The organism is Streptomyces sp. NPDC057623 (assembly GCF_042800355.1).
Taxonomy (GTDB): Bacteria; Actinomycetota; Actinomycetes; order Streptomycetales; family Streptomycetaceae; genus Streptomyces.
Genome location: NZ_JBHVGZ010000084.1, coordinates 20,872 through 41,664 on the forward strand (window position 1 = coordinate 20,872; position 20,793 = coordinate 41,664).

Genomic DNA, 20,793 nt, shown 5'->3' on the forward strand with positions numbered 1-20,793 from the left:
TGGGGTGGTTGGGGGGGGGGGGGGGGGGGGGGGTGGTGGGGGGGGGGGGGTGTTTTTTGCCCTTTTTTTTTTTTTTTCTTTTTCTCCCCCCCCACCCCAACCCCCCCCCCCCCGCGCCTTGTCTGTGGTCCGGGAAGTGTGTAACGGGACTGATACAGGCTGGAATTGATCGCTCCGATTGCGATTGACCTCCGCTCAACCGGGTAACTCCAGTCGCATTCAGCTACTCGGAGTTGCTATATGTGTACATTGAGTGATGGGGGTCTGTGGTGAAGAACGGACACGGCGGCCTGGTGCCGCTGGCTGCGCTGGTGCTCCTGTTGACGGCTTCTGCGTGCACGTCAGCCGATGGTGCTTCGTCGCCACCCGCGACACGTGCTTCGAGCCGATCCACGGCCGAGACTGCCCCGCCCTCGGGAAGCGCGGCGCTCGAGGCCTACCGGGCGATGTGGGACGACGCAATCGTGGCGGCTCGGACTTCGGATGACGAGCACTCGCGGCTGGATGACCATGCGGAGGGCGGCGCCCTGCAGCTCCTGCGCCACATGATGCGGGAGAACGAGAGGCAGGGCGTTGTGACGAAGGGACGACCGAAGTTCGCGCCTGTTGTCACGAAGGCCGGTGCCGCGACGGTCGTCATCCAGGACTGCGCCGACGGCTCCCGATGGCTGCAGTACACCAAGGACGGATCGCCCAAGGATGACGTACCCGGCGGGCACCACCGCGTCGACGCGACGGTCGGCAAGCACGGTGACCGGTGGCTGGTCGAGTCGCTGTACATCGGCGAGGTGGGGACGTGCGTGGAGTAAGCCGTGGCGGTGTGGCAGTGCCGATGACTCTCCTCTTGGCCACTGTCGGGACTGGTTTGGTGACCGCGCCGAAGGCGTCCGCAGGAGACGGATTCGGCAACGGCAGTGGGGTGAGGTGCGTGGGCAAAGGGTGCGAGCTCAAGGCTTCCCGTGCCAGTCCATCGCGGCGCTTCGGCGGGGTAGCTCCCGCGCCTCGGAGCGGTGGTGGCGTCCGTGGAGGTGGGCGTGGGGGTGGTGGACCTGCCGGACCGCCGACGGTGGTCTCCGACGGATGGGAGTACGACCTCGGCAAAGGCATGGGCATTCTGCCGCGGTTCGAAGGAGAGAAGCCGGGCAAGAAGGGGCGCGGCGGCGCGGGCGGGCAGCAGATCTCCGTGGCGGAAGTGGCTCAGCAAGCCGTCCAGCGCTTGGAGTTGCCTGAGCCGGTCATTCGCACGAGCCCCGATGAGGACTTCGTCCAGGTCGTGCACGTGCCGACGTGGATGTGGGTGGAGAAGAGCAGCTGGGGACCGGTTACGGAGACGGTGAAGGTCCCCGGTGTGCAGGTGACCGCGACAGCGCGTCCGCGTCTGGCGGTGTGGTCGATGGGGGATGGGGCGACGGTCTCGTGCACGGGGCCGGGAACGCCGTACTCCGCGAAGTACCGGTCGGACGCGGAGTCTCCCGACTGTGGTTATACGTACCGGAGGGCCTCGCTGGCCGAGCCCGGTAAGACGTTCACCGTGTCCGTTCAGGTGACGTGGGATGTGGAGTGGCGCGGTGGTGGACAGTCCGGAGTGGTGCCCGGACTGGTGATAGGCGCGGAGCGGCAACTGGTGGTGGATGAGGTGCAGGCCGTCGTCGTGCGGTGACGGCGTCGGTTGAGTGTCGGCTCGTCGGGACAGGGCGGGCGCGGATCAGTCGGATTTTCTTTTCTGTGAGGTGATTTGTGGGTACCGCCATGTCTTCTCCGCCCGCCAAGGGGATGGGCTTGCCGGGTGCGCGCAAGGGGGGACCGGAGCAGCGGCCGTCTGCCGCTGGCAGCGGTGTGAGGCGTCGCCCGGGCTGGGTGTGGGGTGGGATCGGGGCGGTGCTGGTGTCTGCCGTGGGCTTCACCCTGATCGCGACGGAGCTGGGCGGTCGTACGGACGTATTGGTGCTCGCCCGGGACGTGCCGGCTGGGCATGTGCTGACCGCTGGTGATCTGCGCTCCGTGGAGGTGGCGGCCGAGGCAGGGGTGGTGCCGGTCGCCGACCGGGCGCGGGTGCTGGGACGGCAGGCCAGAGTGCCCTTGGTGGCCGGGTCGCTGCTCGCGATGGGGCAGATCGGGGAGCGGGCGGAGTTTCCGCCTTCTGGGTGGTCGCAGGTGTCGCTCGCGGTCGAGACGGGTGGTGCTCCGCCGGAGCTCGCGCGCGGGGAACGCGTCGCTGTGCTCCCGGGCCCGTCCACCGACGGTGGCTTGGCTGAGAAGGACGCGGAGGAGAAGGCTCCGGCTGCTGTGGTCGGGACCGTGACTGGTGTGAAGGCTCCGGAGTCATCCAGCGGTGTGCGGGTGGTGACGGTGTTGGTGGAGACCGCTGCGGTGCGCCGGGCCGCCGCGTTCGAGCACCCGCGCATTGTGGTGCTTCCGGCCGAGGGGCGTGAGGCACCGTGAGGCGGCTGATCGCGTTGGGCTCTGTCGTGGGCGCCCCGGGGGTGACGACGACCGCGCTGGCGTTGGCCGCTGCGTGGCCGCAGGGGGCCGACGGTGGCGTACGGCCGGTCGTCGTAGAGGCGAACGTATGGGGCGGTGACCTCGCCACTCGGTGCGGCGCACCGCACACGCCCGGCCTGCTGGATGTTGCCGCCGCTGCCCGGCAGCCTCAGCCCGGGTCGCTGCTCGGAGCCGTTGCCGATCTGCCGTTCGGCGTACGGGCGGTCGTGGCACCCGCCGGCCGGGGCGCGTGCGGCGAGGCCGTACGGGTATTGGCTGCCGAGAGCGGGCGGCGAGTCCTGACAGGAGACGCCGGCGACCGGGGCACGGTGCTCCTGGACGTCGGCAGAATCAGCCCGGACGTCGAAGGGCTGCTGAGCGCGGTCGATCACATGATGCTGGTGACGCGCGGCTGTCCGGAGGCGCTGACCCATGTCTACGCGCACCTCCTGAGCGTCGACGAAGAGGCCCGGCAGATCACTCTCGTCGTGGTCGGGCCGTGCCCGTTCCCGCCGGAGGAGATCACACAGGCACTTGGCGTTCAGGACGTCGTCTTCCTGCCGTGGGATGTGAGGACCATGGCCGCGATGCGTAGCCAACGGCGGATCACCCTGCGCACGTCCGGTTTTGGCACGCGGCCCTTGATGGCCGCGGCGCATCTCCTCGCCCGGCAGATCAGCAAAGCCGACGAGCCGGCGGAGGTGCCAGAGCGTGCCGGAGTGGTCAGGCAGATGCAGGCGGCGCTGGTGGAGGCCCCGGGCGAGGGGAGCGGCGCATGAGCGGAGTAGGCGTGTCCGCAGGTGCGGTGCCGGGCCAGATCGGAGGGCATGAGCGGGAGCTGGCGGACGTGGTCCGGCAGCGCGTGGTGGCCCGGCTCGCGGCGTACGCCGGTGAGCGAGAGGCGGCCGGGCTGCCGCCGGAGGAAGAGACGGCGCGGCGGGCGACGGTGAAGCGCCTGCTGGGCGAGGAACTCGGCACTCAGTGGCGCCAAACCGTGAGCGAAGGCGGCCAGACACTCGACCCGTGGGCCGAGCAGCGGATCACCCAGGCGGTGGAGGACGCGCTGTTCGGCACCGGGGGACTGGAGCGGCTCCTCGCTGACGAAGACCTGGAGAACATCTGCGTCAATGGCTGCGACGTGGTGTGGGTCAAGGACGCACATGGGCAGTGGCATCGCCGGCCACCTGTGGCGGCCTCGGATGCCGAACTCGTGGAACTCGTGCGCACGCTCGCGGCGGGCGTGGACGGCGAGGAGCGGCGATTCGACCGCGGGATGCCGCGTCTGAATCTTCAACTGCCGGATGGTTCCCGACTGTTCGCGGTGATGGCGGTGACCGGTCGGGTGTCGTTGACGATCCGGCGGCATCGCTTCCCGGCCACGTCCATGGGCGAGCTCGTACGGCTGGGAGTGTGCGACCCGCAGTTGGCCGCGTTCCTCGCGGCGCTGGTGCGGGCGAGGAAGAACATCGTCATTGGCGGTGGCACCAACGTCGGCAAGACCACGGTGCTCCGGGCGTTTGCCAGCGAGATCCCGCCCACCGAGCGGCTGGTGACCATCGAGGACACCTTCGAGCTGGGACTGGACGCGGACACTCAGGCACATCCGAACGTCGTGGCCATGCAGGCCCGTGAGCCGAACATCGAGGGCCAGGGCGGCATCGACCAGGCTGAGCTGGTGCGTTGGGGGCTGCGTATGTCTCCGGACCGGGTGATCGTCGGGGAGATCCGCGGGGCCGAGGTGATCCCGATGTGCAACGCCATGTCTCAGGGCAACGACGGCTCTTTGTCCACCATCCACGCCTCCACCTCGCGAGGCGTGTTCACCAAGCTCGCCTCGTACGCCGCACAGGCCCCCGAGCGCCTGTCGCTGGAGGCGACGAATCTGCTCGTGGCCTCCGCCGTGCACTTCGTCGTCCACCTCGGCTGGGACGCGGGCGGCCGGCGGGTGGTCGACTCCGTGCGTGAGGTCGTCGACGCGGACGGGGCGCAGGTCGTCTCCAACGAGGTCTACCGGCCGGGCCCGGACGGTCGAGCCGAGCCCGCCGCCCCTGTGCGCGCCGGGACACTCCAGGACCTGATGGCGGTCGGCCTGGATTCGCAGGCGGTCGTCTTTCCCCGGTGGGGAGTGTGAGGGGCATGGCACTCATGAGTGGCTCGCTGACGGCGATCGTGGCGATGCTCGGGGCGATCTTCGGGCTCGGCCTCGTCACGATCGTCTACGGCTGCGTGCGGCGCCCGGACGGCGAGGAGCGGGCTGGCACTGGCCGGCGCCTCATGGAGCGTCTGCCCGCGAGTTGGACCAAGCGGCGAGTGACCGTTGCCGTGGTGACCGGGATCGCCATCGGGGCGCTGACCGCGTGGCCGGTGGCGGCTGTGCTCACCACGACTGCGCTGCTCACCCTGCCCGGGCTGCTCGGCCCGGACCAGCAGGCCGCACGGCGTACGGAGCGGATGGAGGCGCTGGCCACCTGGACGGAAATGCTCCGCGACACGCTGTCCGCCGCCGCGGGCCTGGAGCAGGCGATTCTCGCCACCGCGGACATCGCCCCCACCGCGCTGGAACGGGATCTCGGTGGTCTGGCCGCGTCGGTGCGTGCCGGATGCCCGCTGCCTGCGGCGCTGCGGGCCTTCGCGGAGGAAGTGGACGATCCGCTGGCGGACGTGGTGGTGGCCGCGCTCGTGATGGCGGCTGAGCAGCAGGGCAGTCAGCTTGGTCCGTTGCTTGGTGAGTTGGCGGAATCGGTGCGTGAGCAGGTGGCGATGCGTCAGCGCATCGACGCCGGGCGGGCCAGCATCCGTACCGGAGTCCGGGTCACGGTGACCGTCACGCTCGGGATGGCGGTGGGGCTGGTGGTCTTCAACCGGTCCTACCTGGACCCCTTCGACACGCTTGCCGGGCAGGTGGTCCTGGCCGTGGTGGGCGCGCTGTTCGCGACCGCTTTCACTTGGCTGACTGCGATCGGCCGTGTCGACGAACCCGTACGTCTCATGAGCACCGCGAGTCCCCACGGTCCCGTGGGCGTTGGTGCTGTGCCTGGAGGGACACGATGATCACGGTCCTGGTGCTGGGAGCCTTGTTCGGCGGTGGTCTGACCGCCCTCGTCTACGGACTCCGCCCGCCGCGGCCCGCTCTCGTCGACGTATTGGCCGCGCTCAACGCTCCGCCACCCCCGTCGGCGCCCGTGCCGGAGGCCGAGGGCGAGGAATGGGCGACCCGACTGGGCCGACGATTCGTCCCGCTGGTGCGGGCGCTCGGCTTCCCCACCGCTTCTCTGCGCGCGGACCTTGCCGTGTGCGGGCAGGACGTGGACAGACACCTCGCGGGCAAGGCGACCTGTGCGATCGCGGGACTGGTCACACCGTGGCTGGCGGTGGCGCTGATCCGTCTCGGTGCAGGGATGGACACGGGATGGTGGGTGCCGGTGAGCGGCTCGCTGGCGCTCGCCGTGGTGCTGTTCTTCGCCCCCGACCTCACGGTCCGCAGGGACGCGGCCCAGCGGCGCCGCGAGATGCGGCACAGCCTCAGCCTCGTCCTGGACCTCACCGTGATCGCGCTCGCGGGCGGGGCCGGAGTCCAGCAGGCCCTCACCCATGCCGTTCACGCGCCGGCAGGGTGGGCGGCCGGGAAACTGCGCCACGCTCTGCACGTCGCCCAGCTGACCCGCACCAGCCCCTGGGCGCACCTCGGCGACCTCGGGCGGCAGTTGGCCGTCAGCGACCTGACCGAGCTTGCCGCCACCCTCAACCTCGCCGGTGCAGAGGGCGCCAAAGTCCGTGGATCACTCGCGGCGAAGGCCAGGGCGATGCGCCGCCGCCGTATCTCCGAGGCCGACGGAGCGGCTCAGGCCGCCACCGAGCAGATGTCCCTGCCGGTGGTCGTGCTCTTCGCCGCCTTCCTGCTGCTGATCGGCTACCCGGCCCTCGCCCACGTACTGACGGCCACCTGACGTCCGCCCCTTGGCTCACGCAGCTCACCTCTCACACACCACCGATCGGAGAAAGATCCGCATGTTCCGCACGCGCTTGGACCACCTGATCGCCGCCACGCGCACGCATCTCGCACGCGTACGACAATCCGCCCGCAGCGACGCGGGCTACACGACGGAGACCGTCGTGATCACCGCGCTGCTCGCGCTCCTCGGTCTGACGGTCGTCGGCGTCATCGTCGCCAAGGTCACTGCCCGGGCCAACGGCATCGACCTCGGATAGGCCATGCGGTACGTCTCGAGCGGGCTCCGTGATGACCGCGGCGCGGCAACCACCCAGCTGGTGTTGGTCGTTCCGGCGGTGCTGCTGATGATGTTGCTGATCGTGCAGTTTGCGCTCGCCTGGCACGCCCAGCACATCGCGCAGTACACCGCCGAACGTGCCCTGGCCGCCGCCCGCGTGAAGAACGCGACGGCCGCCGACGGGCAGGCTCAGGCCGAGACCAGCCTCGCCCAGCTCGGCGGCCGTGTCCTTAGCTCCCCGTCCGTGACCGTTCGCCGTACGGCGGCGCAGGCGACCGTGACGGTGCGGGGAGCCGTGATGCCGGTGGTCCCCGGTCTCGACCTGCACGCCACCGGCGTGGCCTCCGGCGCCGTCGAACGACTCACCACGCCACAGGGAGCCACACCATGACAAGCCGCCCGGATCGGTGGGCCGCGGATCGCGGGTCAGCGGCGGTCGAGCTGGTGCTGGTGACTCCACTGCTCATCATGGTGCTGCTGACCGTTGTCGCGCTTGGGCGCCTCGCGGACGCGAGGCTCGTGGTGGCGGACGCGGCCCACCAGGCGGCCCGCGCCGCTTCCCTGGCCCGCACGGAAACCCGTGCCCGCTCCGATGCTCAGCGTGCAGCGCGGGACGCGCTGCACGCGGCGCACAGCGCCTGTGCGCATCCCAAGGTCATGGTCGACACCGGCAGCCTGACACCGGGCGCCAGCACCTCAGCCATCGTGACCTGCACCGCCGATCTTCGAGACCTCACGATCATCCCGATGCCCGGGAGCGTGACGGTGGCTGAGACGGCCCACTCGCCCGTTGACCGTTTTCGGAGCGCGCCATGAGCCTGCTGACTCGCTTGAGATCTGCTTGGGGCCGTATGGCGGGAGGTGACGACCGCGGTCAGATCACGGCGTTCGTCGTCGGCACCGTGCTGGCGCTTTGGCTGTTCGCCGGGATCGTCGTGGACGGCGGGCTGGCGCTGGCCGGCAAGGCCCGTGCCCTGGACACGGCTCAGGAGGCCGCCCGCACCGGCGCGCAGCAGTTGGACACGGGGCGCCTGCGCCACGCGGACGACGTTCGGCTGATGGGGGAGAAGGCCGCCGCTATGGCGCGGGCGTATGTCGCCTCCACGGGCGACAGCGGTACGGCGATGGTGCGCGGTGACAAGGTGACGGTGCGGGTCACCCACCATCAGCGGGCGCAGATCCTGCAGGCCATCGGCGTACGGACTCTGACCGTCACCGCGTCCGCCACCGCTCAGGCCGAGCGTGTGACCCGGTAACCGACACGCGCTTGGGGCAAGAAAGGGACCACCCGGGGATGACGTCCTATTACTCCGTCGGCGTACGGCTGCGTGCCGCGGCTACTGCGGCGGGCACGGGCCTGATCACGCTCGCCCTGCTGGTCGGCATGCCATGGGTGCTGTGGATGGCGGCCGGTGTGCCCTGGCCGGATCAGGTCTTCTCGTGGCGGGACCTGATCGACCGGATCACAGAGCCCGTCAGCGATCCGCTGATGATCGAGCTGCTGGCGCTGTTCGGCTGGGTGTGCTGGAGCGCGTTCGCCTGTTCGGTGGTCCGGGAGGCCGTCTGGTACGCGATGCATCTGCCGCAGCTGATGCGCGACCGGGGCGTGCACGCCGAGCACGTGGCCACGCTGTCCGTGAAGAGATCGTTGGCGGCGCTGTGCGTCGGCACCTTGGTCGTGGCCCTGCTTGGTCTGTGGCGGCCCCACGTCGCGAGCGCTCAGCAGTCTGCAGCTATCGGTGAGTTGACGCCGCAGGTGGCGGCGACGGCCCCACTGCACCCCACGTCGGCCGTGACGAATGTATCCCGGCCCGATGCCCCGGAGGCTGAGGTCGGCGAGGCTGGACTGCGACCTCCGGCGGAGGCGGCCGAGGAGCAGCGGCACGTCGAGTACACGGTGGTGGAGGGCGACACACTGTGGGACATCGCGGCCACGCACTTGGGGGATCCCGTGAAATGGCCGCGGATCTACAAGCTGAACAAGGATCGTCTCCAGCCCGACGGCGGACGTCTGACCGACCCGGACCTGATCAGGCCTGGTTGGCGGCTGACCGTCCCTGTCGCCGGAACTGCCGCGCCGCCTCCCGCGCGGCCGACTGCGCCCGCACCCTCCATCTCCGATACGTCGGAGGCCCCGGACAAGCCCACGGCTCAGGGCGACGACGGACGGCACGCTGCTCCTGGCGGCGCGCAGAAGGACGACGTAGACAATGGGCACGGAGAGGCGCATTGTCACACTGAACGAGGGCCGGTCGCGGTCAGTGTGGGTGAGGCGAGTCTGATCGGCATCACCGCCGCGGCCGGACTGCTGGCCGCACTGCGCTACGTTCGCGTCCACCGCAACCGCTCACGCGAGCCGGGTACGGACGTGCACGGGTCGGAGCTGAGCCCAGTGGTCGAGAAGGCCACCTGGGCGGCGCGAGAAGCAGCGCTGCCGCGCACGCCGACAGATCCAGACACGTTGGTCACCCGCCGTACGCCGCCCCAACGACCCCAGCTGGCCCAAGTAGTGACCATTGGTCACGCCGACGACAGGGAGATTGCCCTCAACGCCTTGGCCTACGAGGGAGGCTGTGACTGGAGTGGTCCCGGCGTCGAGGCGGCTGCCCGCGCCGTGCTGTGCGGCATCCTCACCGCCGCAGAACGCCAACGCCCTGAGCAACCCCTTCTACGGGCCGTCGTACCCCAGCAGCTGGCTGATCGACTTCTGCCTGGACTTCCCTCCCAATTCACTGCCCTGACCCAGGCAACCGACACCGCCCATGCTGTCAGACTGGCCGAAGAGCATCTGATCGCTCATGCGCGTCACCGGCAGCAGACGCAGGAACCCGGCCTGGAATCGGTGGTGACGGGGCTTGATGGCGATCAGGAAGCGCAGCAGAGCGCCGGCCCCGGCACCCTGCTCCTCCTCGCGACGCCGGAGCCCGCTCACACCGGGCAGTTCGGGGCGCTGGCCAAGCGTGCCGACCCGGACGCCCTGCTGGTTCTCACCCTCGATGCTGCGTTGCCCGGCGCCACCCGATGGCACGTCGCCGCCGACGGCACCACGACCCCGCCGGCAGGGACCTCCTCACGAGCTGCACGAGCGTCACGGACAGAAGAGCTGCGCCTGTTCCAGCTCACCGCCGAAGCCGCCCGGGACGTCATCGAAGTCGTCCTCGCCGCTCACGGACAGCGCCCCCGGCTCCGCGTCATCCCCGCGGAACGTACCGAGACGATCACACCATCGGCTGGGGATCCGGCCGAGGCCGACGAGGAGAACGAAACCGAACCTGCCGCTCCCGTGCCCCGGCCGCACCCCGCCGAACCGCAGCGGTCTCAGCAGCACAAGCCGATTCGCCTGCACGTCCTGGGGCCCGTCACCCTCTACGCTCGGGGAAGCGACGATCCCGTGGGCCTCAACCTGCGCGCGGAAGTGCGCGAATTCCTGGCCTTGCTGGCCGCCCACCCGACAGGACTGCTGGCCGCCGACATCGCCCAGAACCTGCGCCTGGACGGTGACAGCGAGCAGAATGCGCGCGAGCTGAAGAACCTGCGCCGCGCTGTTCGGCGCGCCTTGAGAGCGGCGACTGGAATTACCCAACAGGAATTCATCCTGCTGCAGGGAGAGCTGCATAAACTCCATCCCGAGCTTGTGGAAACAGACCTGGATGATTTCACCGCAGCTCTGAATCGGATCGCGGCAACTGACGACCCGAGCACGCGGCTGGCCTCCGTGCGCGAGGCCCTCCGCCACTACTGCGGAGTCTTCGCCCAAGGCGGTGACCACCTGTGGGCAGACAGCATCCGCGAACACCTCGCCACCAAAGCAACCGACGCCGTCCTGCGCCTGGCCCACCACGCCGAACACGCCGCCGACACGCACCAAACCGACACGGCCCTGGCCGCGCTGGAACACGTCATGTCGCTCCACCCCGACCACGAGCAGCTGTACCAGCACGCCATCCGCCTCTACCAGGCCGTCGGCCGCCACGACGCCGCACGGCACACCTACACACGCCTCAAGCGGCAGCTGGCCGACCTCGGCTTCGAACCTGAACCAGCCACCCAGGCCCTGATCGCACCCCGGACCCACGCCCGGAAAACCCGGTAAGGAGCAGCTCACCGTCCCTGCGCGCCTCATCGACCGGAGTACGTCGCCCGCTGACGCCCGCCCCGTCGCATCCGGTGTCGTCTCCGGTATCGCTTCCGCGTGCGCGCTTGGAAACGACGCCCCCGCCCGGCCCGTCCTCGCAGGCCAGGGGGCCTGCGAGCCACACGCGGGCGAGGGCGACTGTATATCAGTGCAGCAACGCATCCCGATCTACTGACAGCCGCCGCCCAGGCCCCGCGTATTCCGCACGGATTCCCGCGCCCGGCCAGTCCTGACATGCTGCCTGAATCTTTTGGTCCGTCAGTTCACTTCCATAAAACCTGATACGGCCCTGACCCCCGGCCGGCCCCCCGCACGCAGGAGGTTCGGCAGCCCTCAGGCGCAGCAGGCGGCCTGCGGCCCCGCCGTGCCGGGGGGCCTGCCGAGGGCCGCCCATTCGCGCGTGTACTCGATTTGCCGAAATACCGGCGCCTGCAGGGCGCCTGGGAATCGGTCGTGCAGGTCACCGGCCACGACGCCTTGCGTCGCACCTCCGGGAAAATCCCTGATAAACGGTCGTGAATTTACGAGAATTCCAGCATTATCAAGCCGGAATGCGGCTTCAGGTCGTGTGCGGGTCGAGCTATATTTGAATTGTTCCCGGGAGGGTCGGGAATGGAAATCCCGCCAATGGGGCCGCCCGGAAACGGATTGCGGGTGGAGTATGCCAAAAAGGTGGCCGATTTCGAATTCAGATACGGCGACCTTGTTGCCCGGTGAAAGGAATTCTCGATGACGAGCACCGCCACACCTGCGCCCGCCTCTCAGCCTTCCGCCTCCGCCGGGAAGCAGTCCGCCCCCGCAGCGCCGAGCACACCCACGACGCCTGCGGGGCCTGCGCCCGGTACGGGCGCCAAGGCGCGCCCGGGCGAGTTGCGGGCGAGGATCGCGCAGGTGCTGGCGGCGAGTCCGGGAACGGTCTTCACGGTCACGGACCTGGCGCGAAGGCTGGGGCACTCGGGCGGGGCCGTCGGCAACGCCTGCGAAACGCTCGTCTGCCGGGGCGAGGCGGAGCGGTCCGGTTCCAAACCCCGCACGTACCGGGCGACCTCGGCGACAGCCGCCGCAGCCCAGCACGCCGCACCACCCCCTCAGCCCGCCTCGGGCGGCACGCCCCCAGTGCCGCGCCAGGCCTCCCAGCAGGCGCCTTCGGCCCCGCCGTCGGGCGGGCGGCCGGTGCCGATCGTCCGCCCGAACGGGCAGAAGTACCACCCCCGGGCGCTGGCGCAGCTGCCGGATGTGGAGGCGCTGCGCAGGTTGCGGGAGGCACAGGTGGCGGTGTTGCTCTACGGGCCGCCGGGCACGGGGAAGACCTCCCTGATCGAGGCGGCCTTCCCGGACCTGATCACGGTGGCCGGGGACGGTGACACCACGGTCGGCGACCTGATCGGCGAGTACACCCAGGACGCGAACGGCGGCTACGAGTTCATCTACGGGCCTTTGGTGACCGCGATGGAGGAAGGCCGCGCCCTCCTCCTGGACGACGCCACCCTGATCTCCCCGAAGGTGCTGGCCGCCCTGTATCCGGCGATGGACGGGCGCAGGCAGATCCAGGTCAAGGCGCACAAGGGCGAGACGGTCACGGCGGCCGACGGCTTCTACGTGATCGCCGGACACAACCCGGGCGTGCACGGGGCGGTCCTCACGGAGGCCCTCGCCTCCCGGTTCAGCGTGCAGATCCAGGTCGGCTCCGACTACGACCTGGCCGCCTCCCTGAAGATCAACCGGACGGCGGTGCGCATCGCCCGCAACCTCGCCACCCTCCAGCAGGCGGGCGATGTCGGATGGGCGCCCCAGCTACGGGAACTGATCGCCTTTCAGAAGATCGCCGATGTGCTCGGTGCCGAGACGGCTTTCGCCAACCTGGTCGGTATCGCCCCCTTGGAGGACCGGGACACGGTCGCCGAGATCGTCACCAAGGCGATCGGCCGCCCAGTCACCGCCCTGGCCCTGGGCCGCCAGCTCTGACCGCCCCGCCCGGGCCCAGCCGAGCGCCGGGCCCGGGCCACCCACCCCACGACCGCCCCCTCCTGGAAGGGACCCGTTTCCGCCATGCCTACACACGCCCAGGCCCACGTCCAGCACACCCCGCCCGCCCTGTCCGAAACCGAACAGGCCCTGGCCCGCTGGGAGGATGACGGCGGCCCCGCATTCGAACCCCGGCCCGGTCGGCAGGCCGGGCAGTGGCTGCGGATCGCCGCCGCCCTGACCGAACGCCTCCCGGAACTCGCCGAACGCGAGGACGTGATCGTCACCTGCGAGATGGGCACCCGCTCCGGTGCCCCCGCCGCCTTCTACCCGGTCACGGCGCAGATGGAGGTCGACGCGGCCCTGTTCGCCCCGCTGAACCCGGCCACCATCCACCCCATTCAGGTCGGCGACGAGGCGAACTACCCGGTCGCCTGGGGAGCGTTCACCCACGAGGCCGCCCACGCGCGCCACAGCATCTGGACCACACCGCCCCCGCTGCGCGGCACCGCCCTCGATGCGGCGGCCCAGATGCTGGAAGAATCCCGCGCCGAACACGCCCACCTGGCCCGCCGCCCCGCAGACCGCACGTATCTGCGCAGCGCCGTACACACCCTGGTCCTCAAGGACTTCACCAGCGATACACCCACCGACCAGTGGCAGGCCGGATACGCCGCCGCCCTGATCCTCGCCCGCCGCGACGCCGGAATCCTCGACCCGGACGAGACCCAGCCCCTCGAACAAGCCGTCACCGGCATCCTCGGCACCGACCTGCTGGACACCCTCGCCCAGATCTGGACAGCCGCTCACGCCACCGCCGACGACGACGGGCAGGCCATGGTGGAGCATGCCCGCGCCTGGTGCCAGGCGCTCGGTGCCGCACCCGACCAGCCCGAACCAGCCCCAGACCCGAAGAATGGGCGGATCGGCGAACTGGCCGAGGTGATCGGCAAGGTCACAGCTCAGGTAACCGCGAACGAAGCCGCACAGCGGGCCGCCCAGGTCCGCATCGAGGCCGCCCGTACCGCCCGCACGAGGGCGAAGGCCGCCCACGCCGCCCACGAGCGGCAGGCGGCCGAGACCGCCGAGAAGGTCTTCGCACCCGGGGCACGGCCCTTCACCCCCGACAGCCAGCGGCAGCGAGCCAGGGGCCGCCGCGCCTCCTCACCGGTGACCGGCACCCGGGCGCCTACCCCGGCCGAGAAGGCGGCGGCCGGACGGCTCGCCAGGGCACTGCGGGCGGCGGCGTACCGCGAGCCCAGGGTCACCGTCACGGCGTCGGCGGCCCCGCCCGGACGTCTGAGCATGCGCGGTGCGCTGGCCCGGGACGCGCAGAGGGCGGCGGGCGCCCTCCCCACCGCCCAGCCCTGGATCCGCACCCAGCGCCGCCAAGGCCCCACCCCGCCGCTGCGGGTCGGCATCGCGGTCGACGTCTCCGGCTCGATGCGTGCCGCCGCCGCGCCGATCGCCTCGGCCGCCTGGATCGTGGCCAAGGCCGCCGCCCTGACCGACCCCGACTCGCGCACCGCGACCATCGCCTACCGCCGGTCCCTGACCGCGATCACCGCACCCGGCCGCGCCTCGGCCCGGGTGACCGAGTTCGACGCGGACGGCGGCGGCCACAGCCTCGCCGAGGCCACCGACGCCCTGAACGCCGGACTCGACCTCATGACCCCGGGCGCGGGCCGCCTGCTGGTGATCGCCTCCGACGGCCACTACCGCCCCGAGGAGGCCATCCCCGCCGCCGGACGCATCGCCGCCCTGCGCGCGACCGGGTGCGCGGTGCTGTGGCTCGCCTTCGACCCCGACCCCCACCCCCTTCCCGGCGCCACCCTCCTCGAACTCGCCGACGCCGCCCAGGCCGCCGCCGCAATCGGCAAGGCCGCCACCGCAGCCCTCGCCGCCACCAACCCCTGACACCCCCGGAGGCCGCCCCGGCCCCGCCCGGGGCGGCACCGGGCCGACCGGACACCGAACCGACCAGCCCGACAAAGGAGTCCCCACGCCATGACGTCGCTCGCCGAACGCGCCCATGCCGCCGCCGTATTCATCCGCCACAACACCGCCGTCAGCCCGCACGGCCCCTACCGGGGCGAGGAACACGCCCGCACCGCCGTACGACTGGCCGCCGCCCTCGGCCTCGGCCTGGACCAGATCACCACCGCCCCGGACTGGCGGCGACGCCGCACCACCCCGGGCGAACCGGTCCTGGTCACCGCCACCTGCCCCGACACCGGCGAGAAATACGACTTCCTCGCCCGCTTCCCGATCTACGACGACGAAGCCTTCGAACTCCTCGGCCCGTGCCCCGAATGCTCCGGCCAGGTCCCCCTCGCCACCGTCCGGCACCTCGCCGACCTCGGCACCCACCTCGCCCGCCCGCCGCTCAAGCCCGAGGACCTCGCGCACACGAACTCGGTGCCCGACACCTTCACCAGCGACGAAGGCCACACCAGCACCTGCCACTACGGCGAAACCCTCTGACCGCCCAACCCGCCGCGCAGGAAGGACACCCCGCCACCATGACCGAACGCACCAGCCGCATTCGAGGCACCGCCGCCTGGACCAACACCCCCTCCGTTCCACCCGGTTCAGACTCCACTCCCCAGCGAGCACCCGGGCACGAGGCCCTGCACACGGCCCTCGGCGAGGACGGATACCAGCGCCTCGTCCGCCAGCGGTACGAACGCGGCACCGCACTGGGCGAACTGGCCGACCTGGTCCTCAACACCGCCGCCGAAGCCGACCGCCTCCACGGCAAACTGCGCCGCCACGCCGCCCACGCACGCGACCGCCTCGCCGACCTGTTCAATCCCCACCTGGATGCGGGCTTTGTGTCGGTCACCGGCCTGCTGCAGAACACGGGCCACACCACCGACCTGCACGCCGCGCGCTTCGCTCAGCAGATGAACCAGCTCACCCAGGTCCTGGACAGCTACCAGGCCGCCGTACGGCGCACCGGGCTGTGACTAGGCGCCGTTGACCATGCGGGGCCCGCACCTGGGCCCCGCCCCCGCCCACGGACCAGGAACCACCCCGGCCCGCCCGCTCCGGAAGGACCCCGTTCATGACCGGTACCGACGCGCTGCAGCACCCCACAGTCGTGCACCAGATCCTCCAGCACGCCCACGCTCTCCTCACGGCCTCCGACCACGGGGAAGATCCGCCCCTGACCGAACTGTTGACCCGCGCAGCAGACCGCCTGCCGGCCGAGGATCGCGAACACCTGGACTCGGCCGTCCTCGCCTGGGCCGTGGCAGACGCCGCCACACAACTGCTTGCTCGATGCAAGATCCCCATCCCGGCGGGCGACCCGAACGTGGCGTACTGCCTGCAAGCACTCGACCGCCTCCCGCGTACGGCCCGCACCGGCCTGCTCACCGTGGCCATCCGGTACACGGCATACGACCCGCACCGCACCCCGCCGCCCGACCAGAGCACCCCCGCCACGAGCGGGCACCCCGCCGCCCGGCACCATCGGAAGGGAGCCTGCCCGTGCCTGTGCAACAGCGGTGGCTTCTGCGGCGGCTGCGGGCACGCGGGCTGCGGAGGACGACGATGAACGGAAACGCCGCGCGCGGCGACAGCAAGATGCCCATGTGGTGCCCCAATCACGATGACGGCGTCGAGCCGGAGGGCGGTGAGCTGTGCGACGAGGTCGCCGACCCACTGACCGGCACCGTCCGGGTGTGCTCCCACCGCTGCGACACCTGCATCTTTCACCCGGGCAACCTCATGCACCTGCAGCCTGGACGCGTCGCAGCCATGGTCACCCGGGCCCGGCAAACTGAGGGACACGTGGTCTGCCACAAAACCCTCGGAACCGAGACACCGGCGATCTGCAAAGGCTTCGCCGATGGCCCCGACCAGGGCCGCAGCCTCGCCCTCCGCCTGGCCCGCGCGCTCGGCACGCTGCGAGAGATCTCCCCGCCATGACCACCACACCGAACGCACCGGGACCGGGCACCCGCCTGCTGGCCGAACATCTCGGCCTCGGCGAGCCTCTGACCGCCCTTGCCGTCCGGCACCCGCCGGGCGATTGCCTTCACCGCCTCGCTCGCGCCCTGTGCCAGACCGCCACCGAGCTGGACACCGGGTACTGGCGGGCGCAGCAGGCCGGCCGCCAACTACGCGCCCTGCGCCGTCGGCCGGCCTCGAACCCCGATGAGACCGACGCCTTGAAAGAGGAGATCATCTCCGCGGCGGGGGAGTTGGAGTCGATGCTGGAGCGATGTGAGGTGCTGGACACAGCCCTGATCCGCCTCCTTGGCGTCTACCAGGACCTCGTCCCAGCGCCCGGAGCGAACCCGCGAGCTGCCCCTGCGGCATCGTGACCGAGCGGCCGGAAGGTGCCCGGCGGACCGTTGCGCGGCGTCAGCGGTGGATCTTGGCGCAGGGTGTGCCGTCCGCCTTGTTGAACTCAATGCACAGCCAGGTGCCGTTGCGGAAACTTCGGCCATTGAGGTTCCAGTCCACGTTGGAGAACTGTGTCGTCCCTGCGGTGACAGGCGTCGCGTCCTTCCAGCGGGTGATGTCATGCCGCTGACCCTTGTGGACCGTGTACAGGCGGGCCCGGACACCGGTGCCGTGGCCGTCCATCCAGCCGCCTGCCCGCTTCACGGACAGGCCACTGCCCTTGACGCTCAGCCCCACTTTGCCGTCCTTGACGGACGCGTCCGCGTGCGCGGGGGCAGTCGCGCAGGCCAGGGAGAGGAACACCGCTGCGACGGTCTTCAAGTACTTCATAGTTCGTTCCTAAGAGGAAGTGCCATGTGGATAGTTGGAGCGTTCGGCAGGTGATCGCCCAGGTCAGGTAGGGCAGCGCTGGCCGCCTGGCAGCACGCCGCGGGATGGCCTCGCGTAATCACTGCCGTCACGGGCTGGGCATGAACGCCCCGCCGGGTGCCTTCTGCAACGACCGGTGCGTGCGCGAAGTGGTTCAAGATAACCCGAATCGGTGGAACATGCTTCTAAATGGAGCAAACGGGACGTTGGGTGCGCGAGATGCGCAGCAATCTTCAGTGCCGACACCGCTGAACCCGCCTATAAGGAGCGCCCGTTGTCCCGTCGTCACGCCTCGCTGCTCACCACGTGCCTGCTCGTCGTCCCGCTACTCGCGATGTCGGCTCCCGTGCTTGCCGCCGAGCCGGCGCATGCCGCTGCCGCACCGGTAGCCGCCAAGGGGGACTACTGCCGTATCACCGGGTCTTCGGCCACGGTGCGGGCCAAGCCCCGCAAGTCCGCGAAGTCGCTCGGCACCGCGTACAAGGGAGACACCTGTACCGCGTACGGCTGGGCCGAGGGTGAGGGCACATGGGTGAAGGTCAGGATGAAGCGCGGCGGTGTCGCCGGGTACGTGCACTCGTCCTTGGTGGCGTGGGGCAAGGAGGGGCTGGTGGACACCGGGCGGTGACCAGGCCGGAAACCCGGACTACGTGCCCCATGCGGAGACCGTTGGTTACGACACGCCGATCCCCTGCGAGGCCTCGTGCCGGATCAGGGCGCGCAACACGGCGGTGTGCTCGCCTGTCCCGCTGAACTCTTCGACGAGATCGCAGAAGCTGCCCAGCGAGTCGTGATCGCGCACATCCGGTACCCGGTTGGGCGCCTTGAGGGCCGCCCGCAGTGCGGGCCAGCGCTCTGCCCAGCGGTGCCGCCAACCGCTGGCCGGCAGAAACGCAAGGAGGGCGTGTCGTTCACTGTCCACCGCATCCTCGCGTCCGTCGTGGATGGGGCCGAGCGGTGGGGGCGATCGAGGACGCCCCGTTCAACCCACGTACCGGCGCCCAGCAGTGGACACCGGACGGCGCGAAGCGGCTCGTCGGCCAGCGAGATGAACGCCCTGTGACTGTCGACGAGAAGGTCCAGGCAGTCGCCGACCTGACCCGGGACGACGAGGTCGCCGCCCAGGTTGCCTCCGACCTGTTCAATCGGCCGGAGGTCACCGAGCACGTCATGCCAGCCGACCGGTTGCGGGTCGTCACGGAGCTGACCAGGGACGACACCGTCGCCCAGAAGGCGACCACGAACATGCTGCGCAGGCCAACGGTGGCCCGGTCGGTGATGCGGGGCGATAATCCGGACTACCGGCTGATGGCTTGAGCTCAGCCGGTGGTGTGTTGTCCTGCCTGGACGGTGTGGACGCTGAGGACGGGGTCGAGTTCGGGGACGAGAGCCTTGGTGGAGATAGCCACGAGATGGGCCGGTGCCGAGCCGCTCTGCAGAGCATTGACGTATTCGACGACCTCCGCATGAGCAAGCACCGCAACCTTCTGTCGCAGCACGCGCATAGCGACGATCCGCCCGCGAGTTGCGGTGGTCTGGCGTATCTCGTCGTGGAGGTCGGCCACCGCCGTTCTTGTGGCCGTCTTCCGGATGCGGGTCCGGTAGTCCTCTTCCCACGCGCTGGTGTGTGCGGACACCACACCGATCGAGTGCAGCCCGCCATCAACGCGATCAACGAGAAACGGGCCATTGCCCACCAACAGCTGAGAGGTGTCTCCCGTCCGCACGTACTCGGCGGACTGGTAGGAGACAATCCACGCCAGTTCGTGCTCCTCGACATGTGTCACTCGTAGCTGCCCCGGCGACTCACGCTCCAGATGCGCCTCCACCAGCCGGATGGCGAACTCACGGTCGATCATTCAGGCAGCATCCCCCACCTGCGAGGGAACGACCAGCGGATTTCATTCTCGTCTCAGGCCGGAACGCGGCTTGGTGATCACGGGCATGCCGAGGTCGGTAGGACCGCCCTGGCCCGACTGATCAGCTGCTGTGCCCTTCTGTCCGCTCACCATCACCATGGTGGGCAAACCGACTCGTCGAAGGGGTTGCACCCGTCCCCGACGGTGCGCGGGTTGCTTGCTATCGGAAATCTGGACGGGCCGCGTGTTTCCGCCGGGGGATGCGGCTCTTATCCGATCAGGGCCACGGGGGCGTCCCAGGCGTTGCGGTCGACAGTGATGGTGCGGCCGCCGCGGGTTTCCTTGCTGTTGACCATGTACTGGTGGGCGCGGCTGTGGTTGGTGTACAGCTTGGGATCCCAGGGCCAGTCGGCGGTGGTGGTGTTCTTGTTGTTCCACAGCGCGTACCAGAGGTTGCCCGGCAGGTCGGTCCGGTCCTTCGCGGTGGCGATGGCTTTGGCGCTGGAGCTGCTGAAGCCGTAGTAGCCGGCGCGGTACGTCTTCGCTCGCAGGGTCTTTGTGAAGGAGCGCACGTACGTCAGTGTGGCGTCGTTGCACGCCTTGTTCGTGATGTCGTACGGCTCCATGTTGAGGTAGATGGGGCTGCCGGGCTTCATGCCGAGGGCGGCCGCCTTGGCGACGGCGTCCTTGGCGTTGCTCGCCCCGAGGGAAGCCGCTGTGGACGCGGTGAACCTCTCCGGGTTCCTGCTGGCCTGGCAGGGCGGCTGGGCGCCGACGTAGAGCGGGATCAGCTTCCAGCCGGCTGTGCTGACCGACTTCACCCAGGACGCGGTGAGGTTGGGCTGGGCGCAGCCGCGGTTCTTGCCGCCGATGTAGACCGCGGCGGCTCCGTAGAAGCCGGTGTTCCAGGCCTTCATCGCGGCGAGGGAGGGTGCCGTGCAGGTGTCGAACGCCCGTCCCGTGTACGTCTTCTGCGCAGGCCAGCTCGTGGCGGCCATGGAGGTCTGCGCCGCGATCCCGGCGCCGGCGACTACGACGACGCCGGTCGTGGCCCACGCGATGTATCGGCCTCTCTTGGACAGCCGGTGACTGGACATTCCCACCCCATTCGGATCACGGCCCGCGGCCGCATGTGGTGCACAGGAATGCCTGCGCGCGCGGTGACACACCATGAGGTGTGACCGCAGCACTGGGCACTTTCTTCGGCGGCGGCGGTAGAGCTCCGGCAGTCGGAGCGCTCTGCACCCTATCCAAGATCCATCCGCTGGTTGGTGGCGGAGGGTGTCAACTGGGTTCGGTGGTCTCCGCACAGCTGGCGGCGGCCTCGAGACCGTGGTCT

The 20,793-nt window shown here is 70.1% G+C and carries 24 protein-coding genes and 1 pseudogene; 21 read left to right on the top strand and 4 right to left on the bottom strand.

The window, feature by feature from the left end:
* Window positions 1-464 precede the first annotated feature (464 nt).
* The 19 genes from ACFU95_RS44145 to ACFU95_RS44235 all read left to right on the top strand — a co-directional run bounded on the left by ACFU95_RS44145 (window position 465) and on the right by ACFU95_RS44235 (window position 17,144).
* Window positions 465-809 (top strand): hypothetical protein, encoded by a 345-nt coding sequence (locus ACFU95_RS44145; protein ID WP_383841151.1) that lies wholly within the window; start codon window positions 465-467, stop codon window positions 807-809.
* Between the two features lie 257 nt (window positions 810-1,066).
* Window positions 1,067-1,660: a hypothetical protein gene (locus tag ACFU95_RS44150; RefSeq protein WP_383841154.1), complete on the top strand. Its 594-nt coding sequence runs from the start codon at window positions 1,067-1,069 to the stop codon at window positions 1,658-1,660.
* Window positions 1,661-1,878: 218 nt separating this feature from the next.
* The gene (locus ACFU95_RS44155) at window positions 1,879-2,442 is read left to right on the top strand and encodes an SAF domain-containing protein (RefSeq protein ID WP_383841157.1); all 564 of its coding nucleotides are present in this window, start codon (window positions 1,879-1,881) and stop codon (window positions 2,440-2,442) included.
* Window positions 2,439-3,260, top strand: coding sequence for a MinD/ParA family protein (locus tag ACFU95_RS44160; RefSeq protein WP_383841160.1), 822 nt, complete (start codon window positions 2,439-2,441; stop codon window positions 3,258-3,260). Before ACFU95_RS44155 ends, ACFU95_RS44160 begins: the two co-directional genes overlap by 4 nt.
* Window positions 3,257-4,612: a CpaF family protein gene (locus tag ACFU95_RS44165; RefSeq protein ID WP_383841163.1), complete on the top strand. Its 1,356-nt coding sequence runs from the start codon at window positions 3,257-3,259 to the stop codon at window positions 4,610-4,612. The genes ACFU95_RS44160 and ACFU95_RS44165 overlap by 4 nt, the downstream gene beginning before the upstream one ends.
* A gap of 5 nt (window positions 4,613-4,617) precedes the next feature.
* Window positions 4,618-5,532 (top strand): type II secretion system F family protein, encoded by a 915-nt coding sequence (locus tag ACFU95_RS44170; RefSeq protein WP_383841166.1) that lies wholly within the window; start codon window positions 4,618-4,620, stop codon window positions 5,530-5,532.
* Window positions 5,532-6,428: a type II secretion system F family protein gene (locus ACFU95_RS44175; RefSeq protein WP_383841219.1), complete on the top strand. Its 897-nt coding sequence runs from the start codon at window positions 5,532-5,534 to the stop codon at window positions 6,426-6,428. The genes ACFU95_RS44170 and ACFU95_RS44175 overlap by 1 nt, the downstream gene beginning before the upstream one ends.
* A 61-nt stretch (window positions 6,429-6,489) precedes the next feature.
* Window positions 6,490-6,690 (top strand): hypothetical protein, encoded by a 201-nt coding sequence (locus ACFU95_RS44180; protein WP_383841169.1) that lies wholly within the window; start codon window positions 6,490-6,492, stop codon window positions 6,688-6,690.
* Window positions 6,691-6,693: 3 nt separating this feature from the next.
* Window positions 6,694-7,101 carry a TadE/TadG family type IV pilus assembly protein gene (locus ACFU95_RS44185; protein ID WP_383841172.1) on the top strand — a complete coding sequence of 136 codons (408 nt, stop codon included), beginning with the start codon at window positions 6,694-6,696 and terminating at the stop codon, window positions 7,099-7,101.
* Window positions 7,098-7,526, top strand: a complete 429-nt coding sequence (locus tag ACFU95_RS44190) for a TadE family protein (RefSeq protein WP_383841175.1) — start codon at window positions 7,098-7,100, stop codon at window positions 7,524-7,526. The genes ACFU95_RS44185 and ACFU95_RS44190 overlap by 4 nt, the downstream gene beginning before the upstream one ends.
* On the top strand, window positions 7,523-7,966 hold the full coding sequence (locus ACFU95_RS44195) for a pilus assembly protein TadG-related protein (RefSeq protein ID WP_383841178.1): 444 nt from the start codon (window positions 7,523-7,525) through the stop codon (window positions 7,964-7,966). The genes ACFU95_RS44190 and ACFU95_RS44195 overlap by 4 nt, the downstream gene beginning before the upstream one ends.
* Window positions 7,967-8,094: 128 nt before the next feature.
* Entirely contained in the window at window positions 8,095-10,803 is a 2,709-nt protein-coding gene (locus tag ACFU95_RS44200; RefSeq protein ID WP_383841181.1) for a BTAD domain-containing putative transcriptional regulator, read from the top strand.
* Window positions 10,804-11,727: 924 nt separating this feature from the next.
* Window positions 11,728-12,810 (top strand): AAA family ATPase, encoded by a 1,083-nt coding sequence (locus ACFU95_RS44205; protein WP_383841222.1) that lies wholly within the window; start codon window positions 11,728-11,730, stop codon window positions 12,808-12,810.
* Between the two features lie 84 nt (window positions 12,811-12,894).
* Window positions 12,895-14,727, top strand: coding sequence for a hypothetical protein (locus ACFU95_RS44210; protein WP_383841184.1), 1,833 nt, complete (start codon window positions 12,895-12,897; stop codon window positions 14,725-14,727).
* Between the two features lie 90 nt (window positions 14,728-14,817).
* Window positions 14,818-15,294, top strand: coding sequence for a hypothetical protein (locus tag ACFU95_RS44215; protein ID WP_383841186.1), 477 nt, complete (start codon window positions 14,818-14,820; stop codon window positions 15,292-15,294).
* 38 nt (window positions 15,295-15,332) lie between these two features.
* Entirely contained in the window at window positions 15,333-15,779 is a 447-nt protein-coding gene (locus tag ACFU95_RS44220) for a hypothetical protein (protein WP_383841189.1), read from the top strand.
* Between the two features lie 98 nt (window positions 15,780-15,877).
* Window positions 15,878-16,372: a hypothetical protein gene (locus ACFU95_RS44225; RefSeq protein ID WP_383841192.1), complete on the top strand. Its 495-nt coding sequence runs from the start codon at window positions 15,878-15,880 to the stop codon at window positions 16,370-16,372.
* Window positions 16,369-16,746 carry a hypothetical protein gene (locus ACFU95_RS44230; RefSeq protein ID WP_383841195.1) on the top strand — a complete coding sequence of 126 codons (378 nt, stop codon included), beginning with the start codon at window positions 16,369-16,371 and terminating at the stop codon, window positions 16,744-16,746. The genes ACFU95_RS44225 and ACFU95_RS44230 overlap by 4 nt, the downstream gene beginning before the upstream one ends.
* On the top strand, window positions 16,743-17,144 hold the full coding sequence (locus ACFU95_RS44235; RefSeq protein ID WP_383841198.1) for a hypothetical protein: 402 nt from the start codon (window positions 16,743-16,745) through the stop codon (window positions 17,142-17,144). The genes ACFU95_RS44230 and ACFU95_RS44235 overlap by 4 nt, the downstream gene beginning before the upstream one ends.
* Window positions 17,145-17,184: 40 nt before the next feature.
* Here the strand turns inward: ACFU95_RS44235 and ACFU95_RS44240 are convergent, their stop codons facing one another.
* Window positions 17,185-17,556: a hypothetical protein gene (locus ACFU95_RS44240; RefSeq protein ID WP_383841201.1), complete on the bottom strand. Its 372-nt coding sequence runs from the start codon at window positions 17,554-17,556 to the stop codon at window positions 17,185-17,187.
* A gap of 313 nt (window positions 17,557-17,869) precedes the next feature.
* Here ACFU95_RS44240 and ACFU95_RS44245 point away from each other — a divergent pair, with 313 nt between their 5' ends.
* Entirely contained in the window at window positions 17,870-18,223 is a 354-nt protein-coding gene (locus ACFU95_RS44245; RefSeq protein ID WP_383841204.1) for an SH3 domain-containing protein, read from the top strand.
* Between the two features lie 45 nt (window positions 18,224-18,268).
* Here the strand turns inward: ACFU95_RS44245 and ACFU95_RS44250 are convergent, their stop codons facing one another.
* Window positions 18,269-18,517: a hypothetical protein gene (locus ACFU95_RS44250; RefSeq protein ID WP_383841207.1), complete on the bottom strand. Its 249-nt coding sequence runs from the start codon at window positions 18,515-18,517 to the stop codon at window positions 18,269-18,271.
* A gap of 18 nt (window positions 18,518-18,535) precedes the next feature.
* Between ACFU95_RS44250 and ACFU95_RS44255 the strand changes: the two are divergent.
* A pseudogene (locus ACFU95_RS44255) lies at window positions 18,536-18,912 on the top strand (DUF6192 family protein).
* Between the two features lie 2 nt (window positions 18,913-18,914).
* Here the strand turns inward: ACFU95_RS44255 and ACFU95_RS44260 are convergent.
* On the bottom strand, window positions 18,915-19,454 hold the full coding sequence (locus ACFU95_RS44260; protein WP_383841210.1) for a YrhB domain-containing protein: 540 nt from the start codon (window positions 19,452-19,454) through the stop codon (window positions 18,915-18,917).
* 269 nt (window positions 19,455-19,723) lie between these two features.
* The gene (locus ACFU95_RS44265) at window positions 19,724-20,551 is read right to left on the bottom strand and encodes a glycoside hydrolase domain-containing protein (protein ID WP_383841213.1); all 828 of its coding nucleotides are present in this window, start codon (window positions 20,549-20,551) and stop codon (window positions 19,724-19,726) included.
* Between the last annotated feature and the right edge of the window lie 242 nt (window positions 20,552-20,793).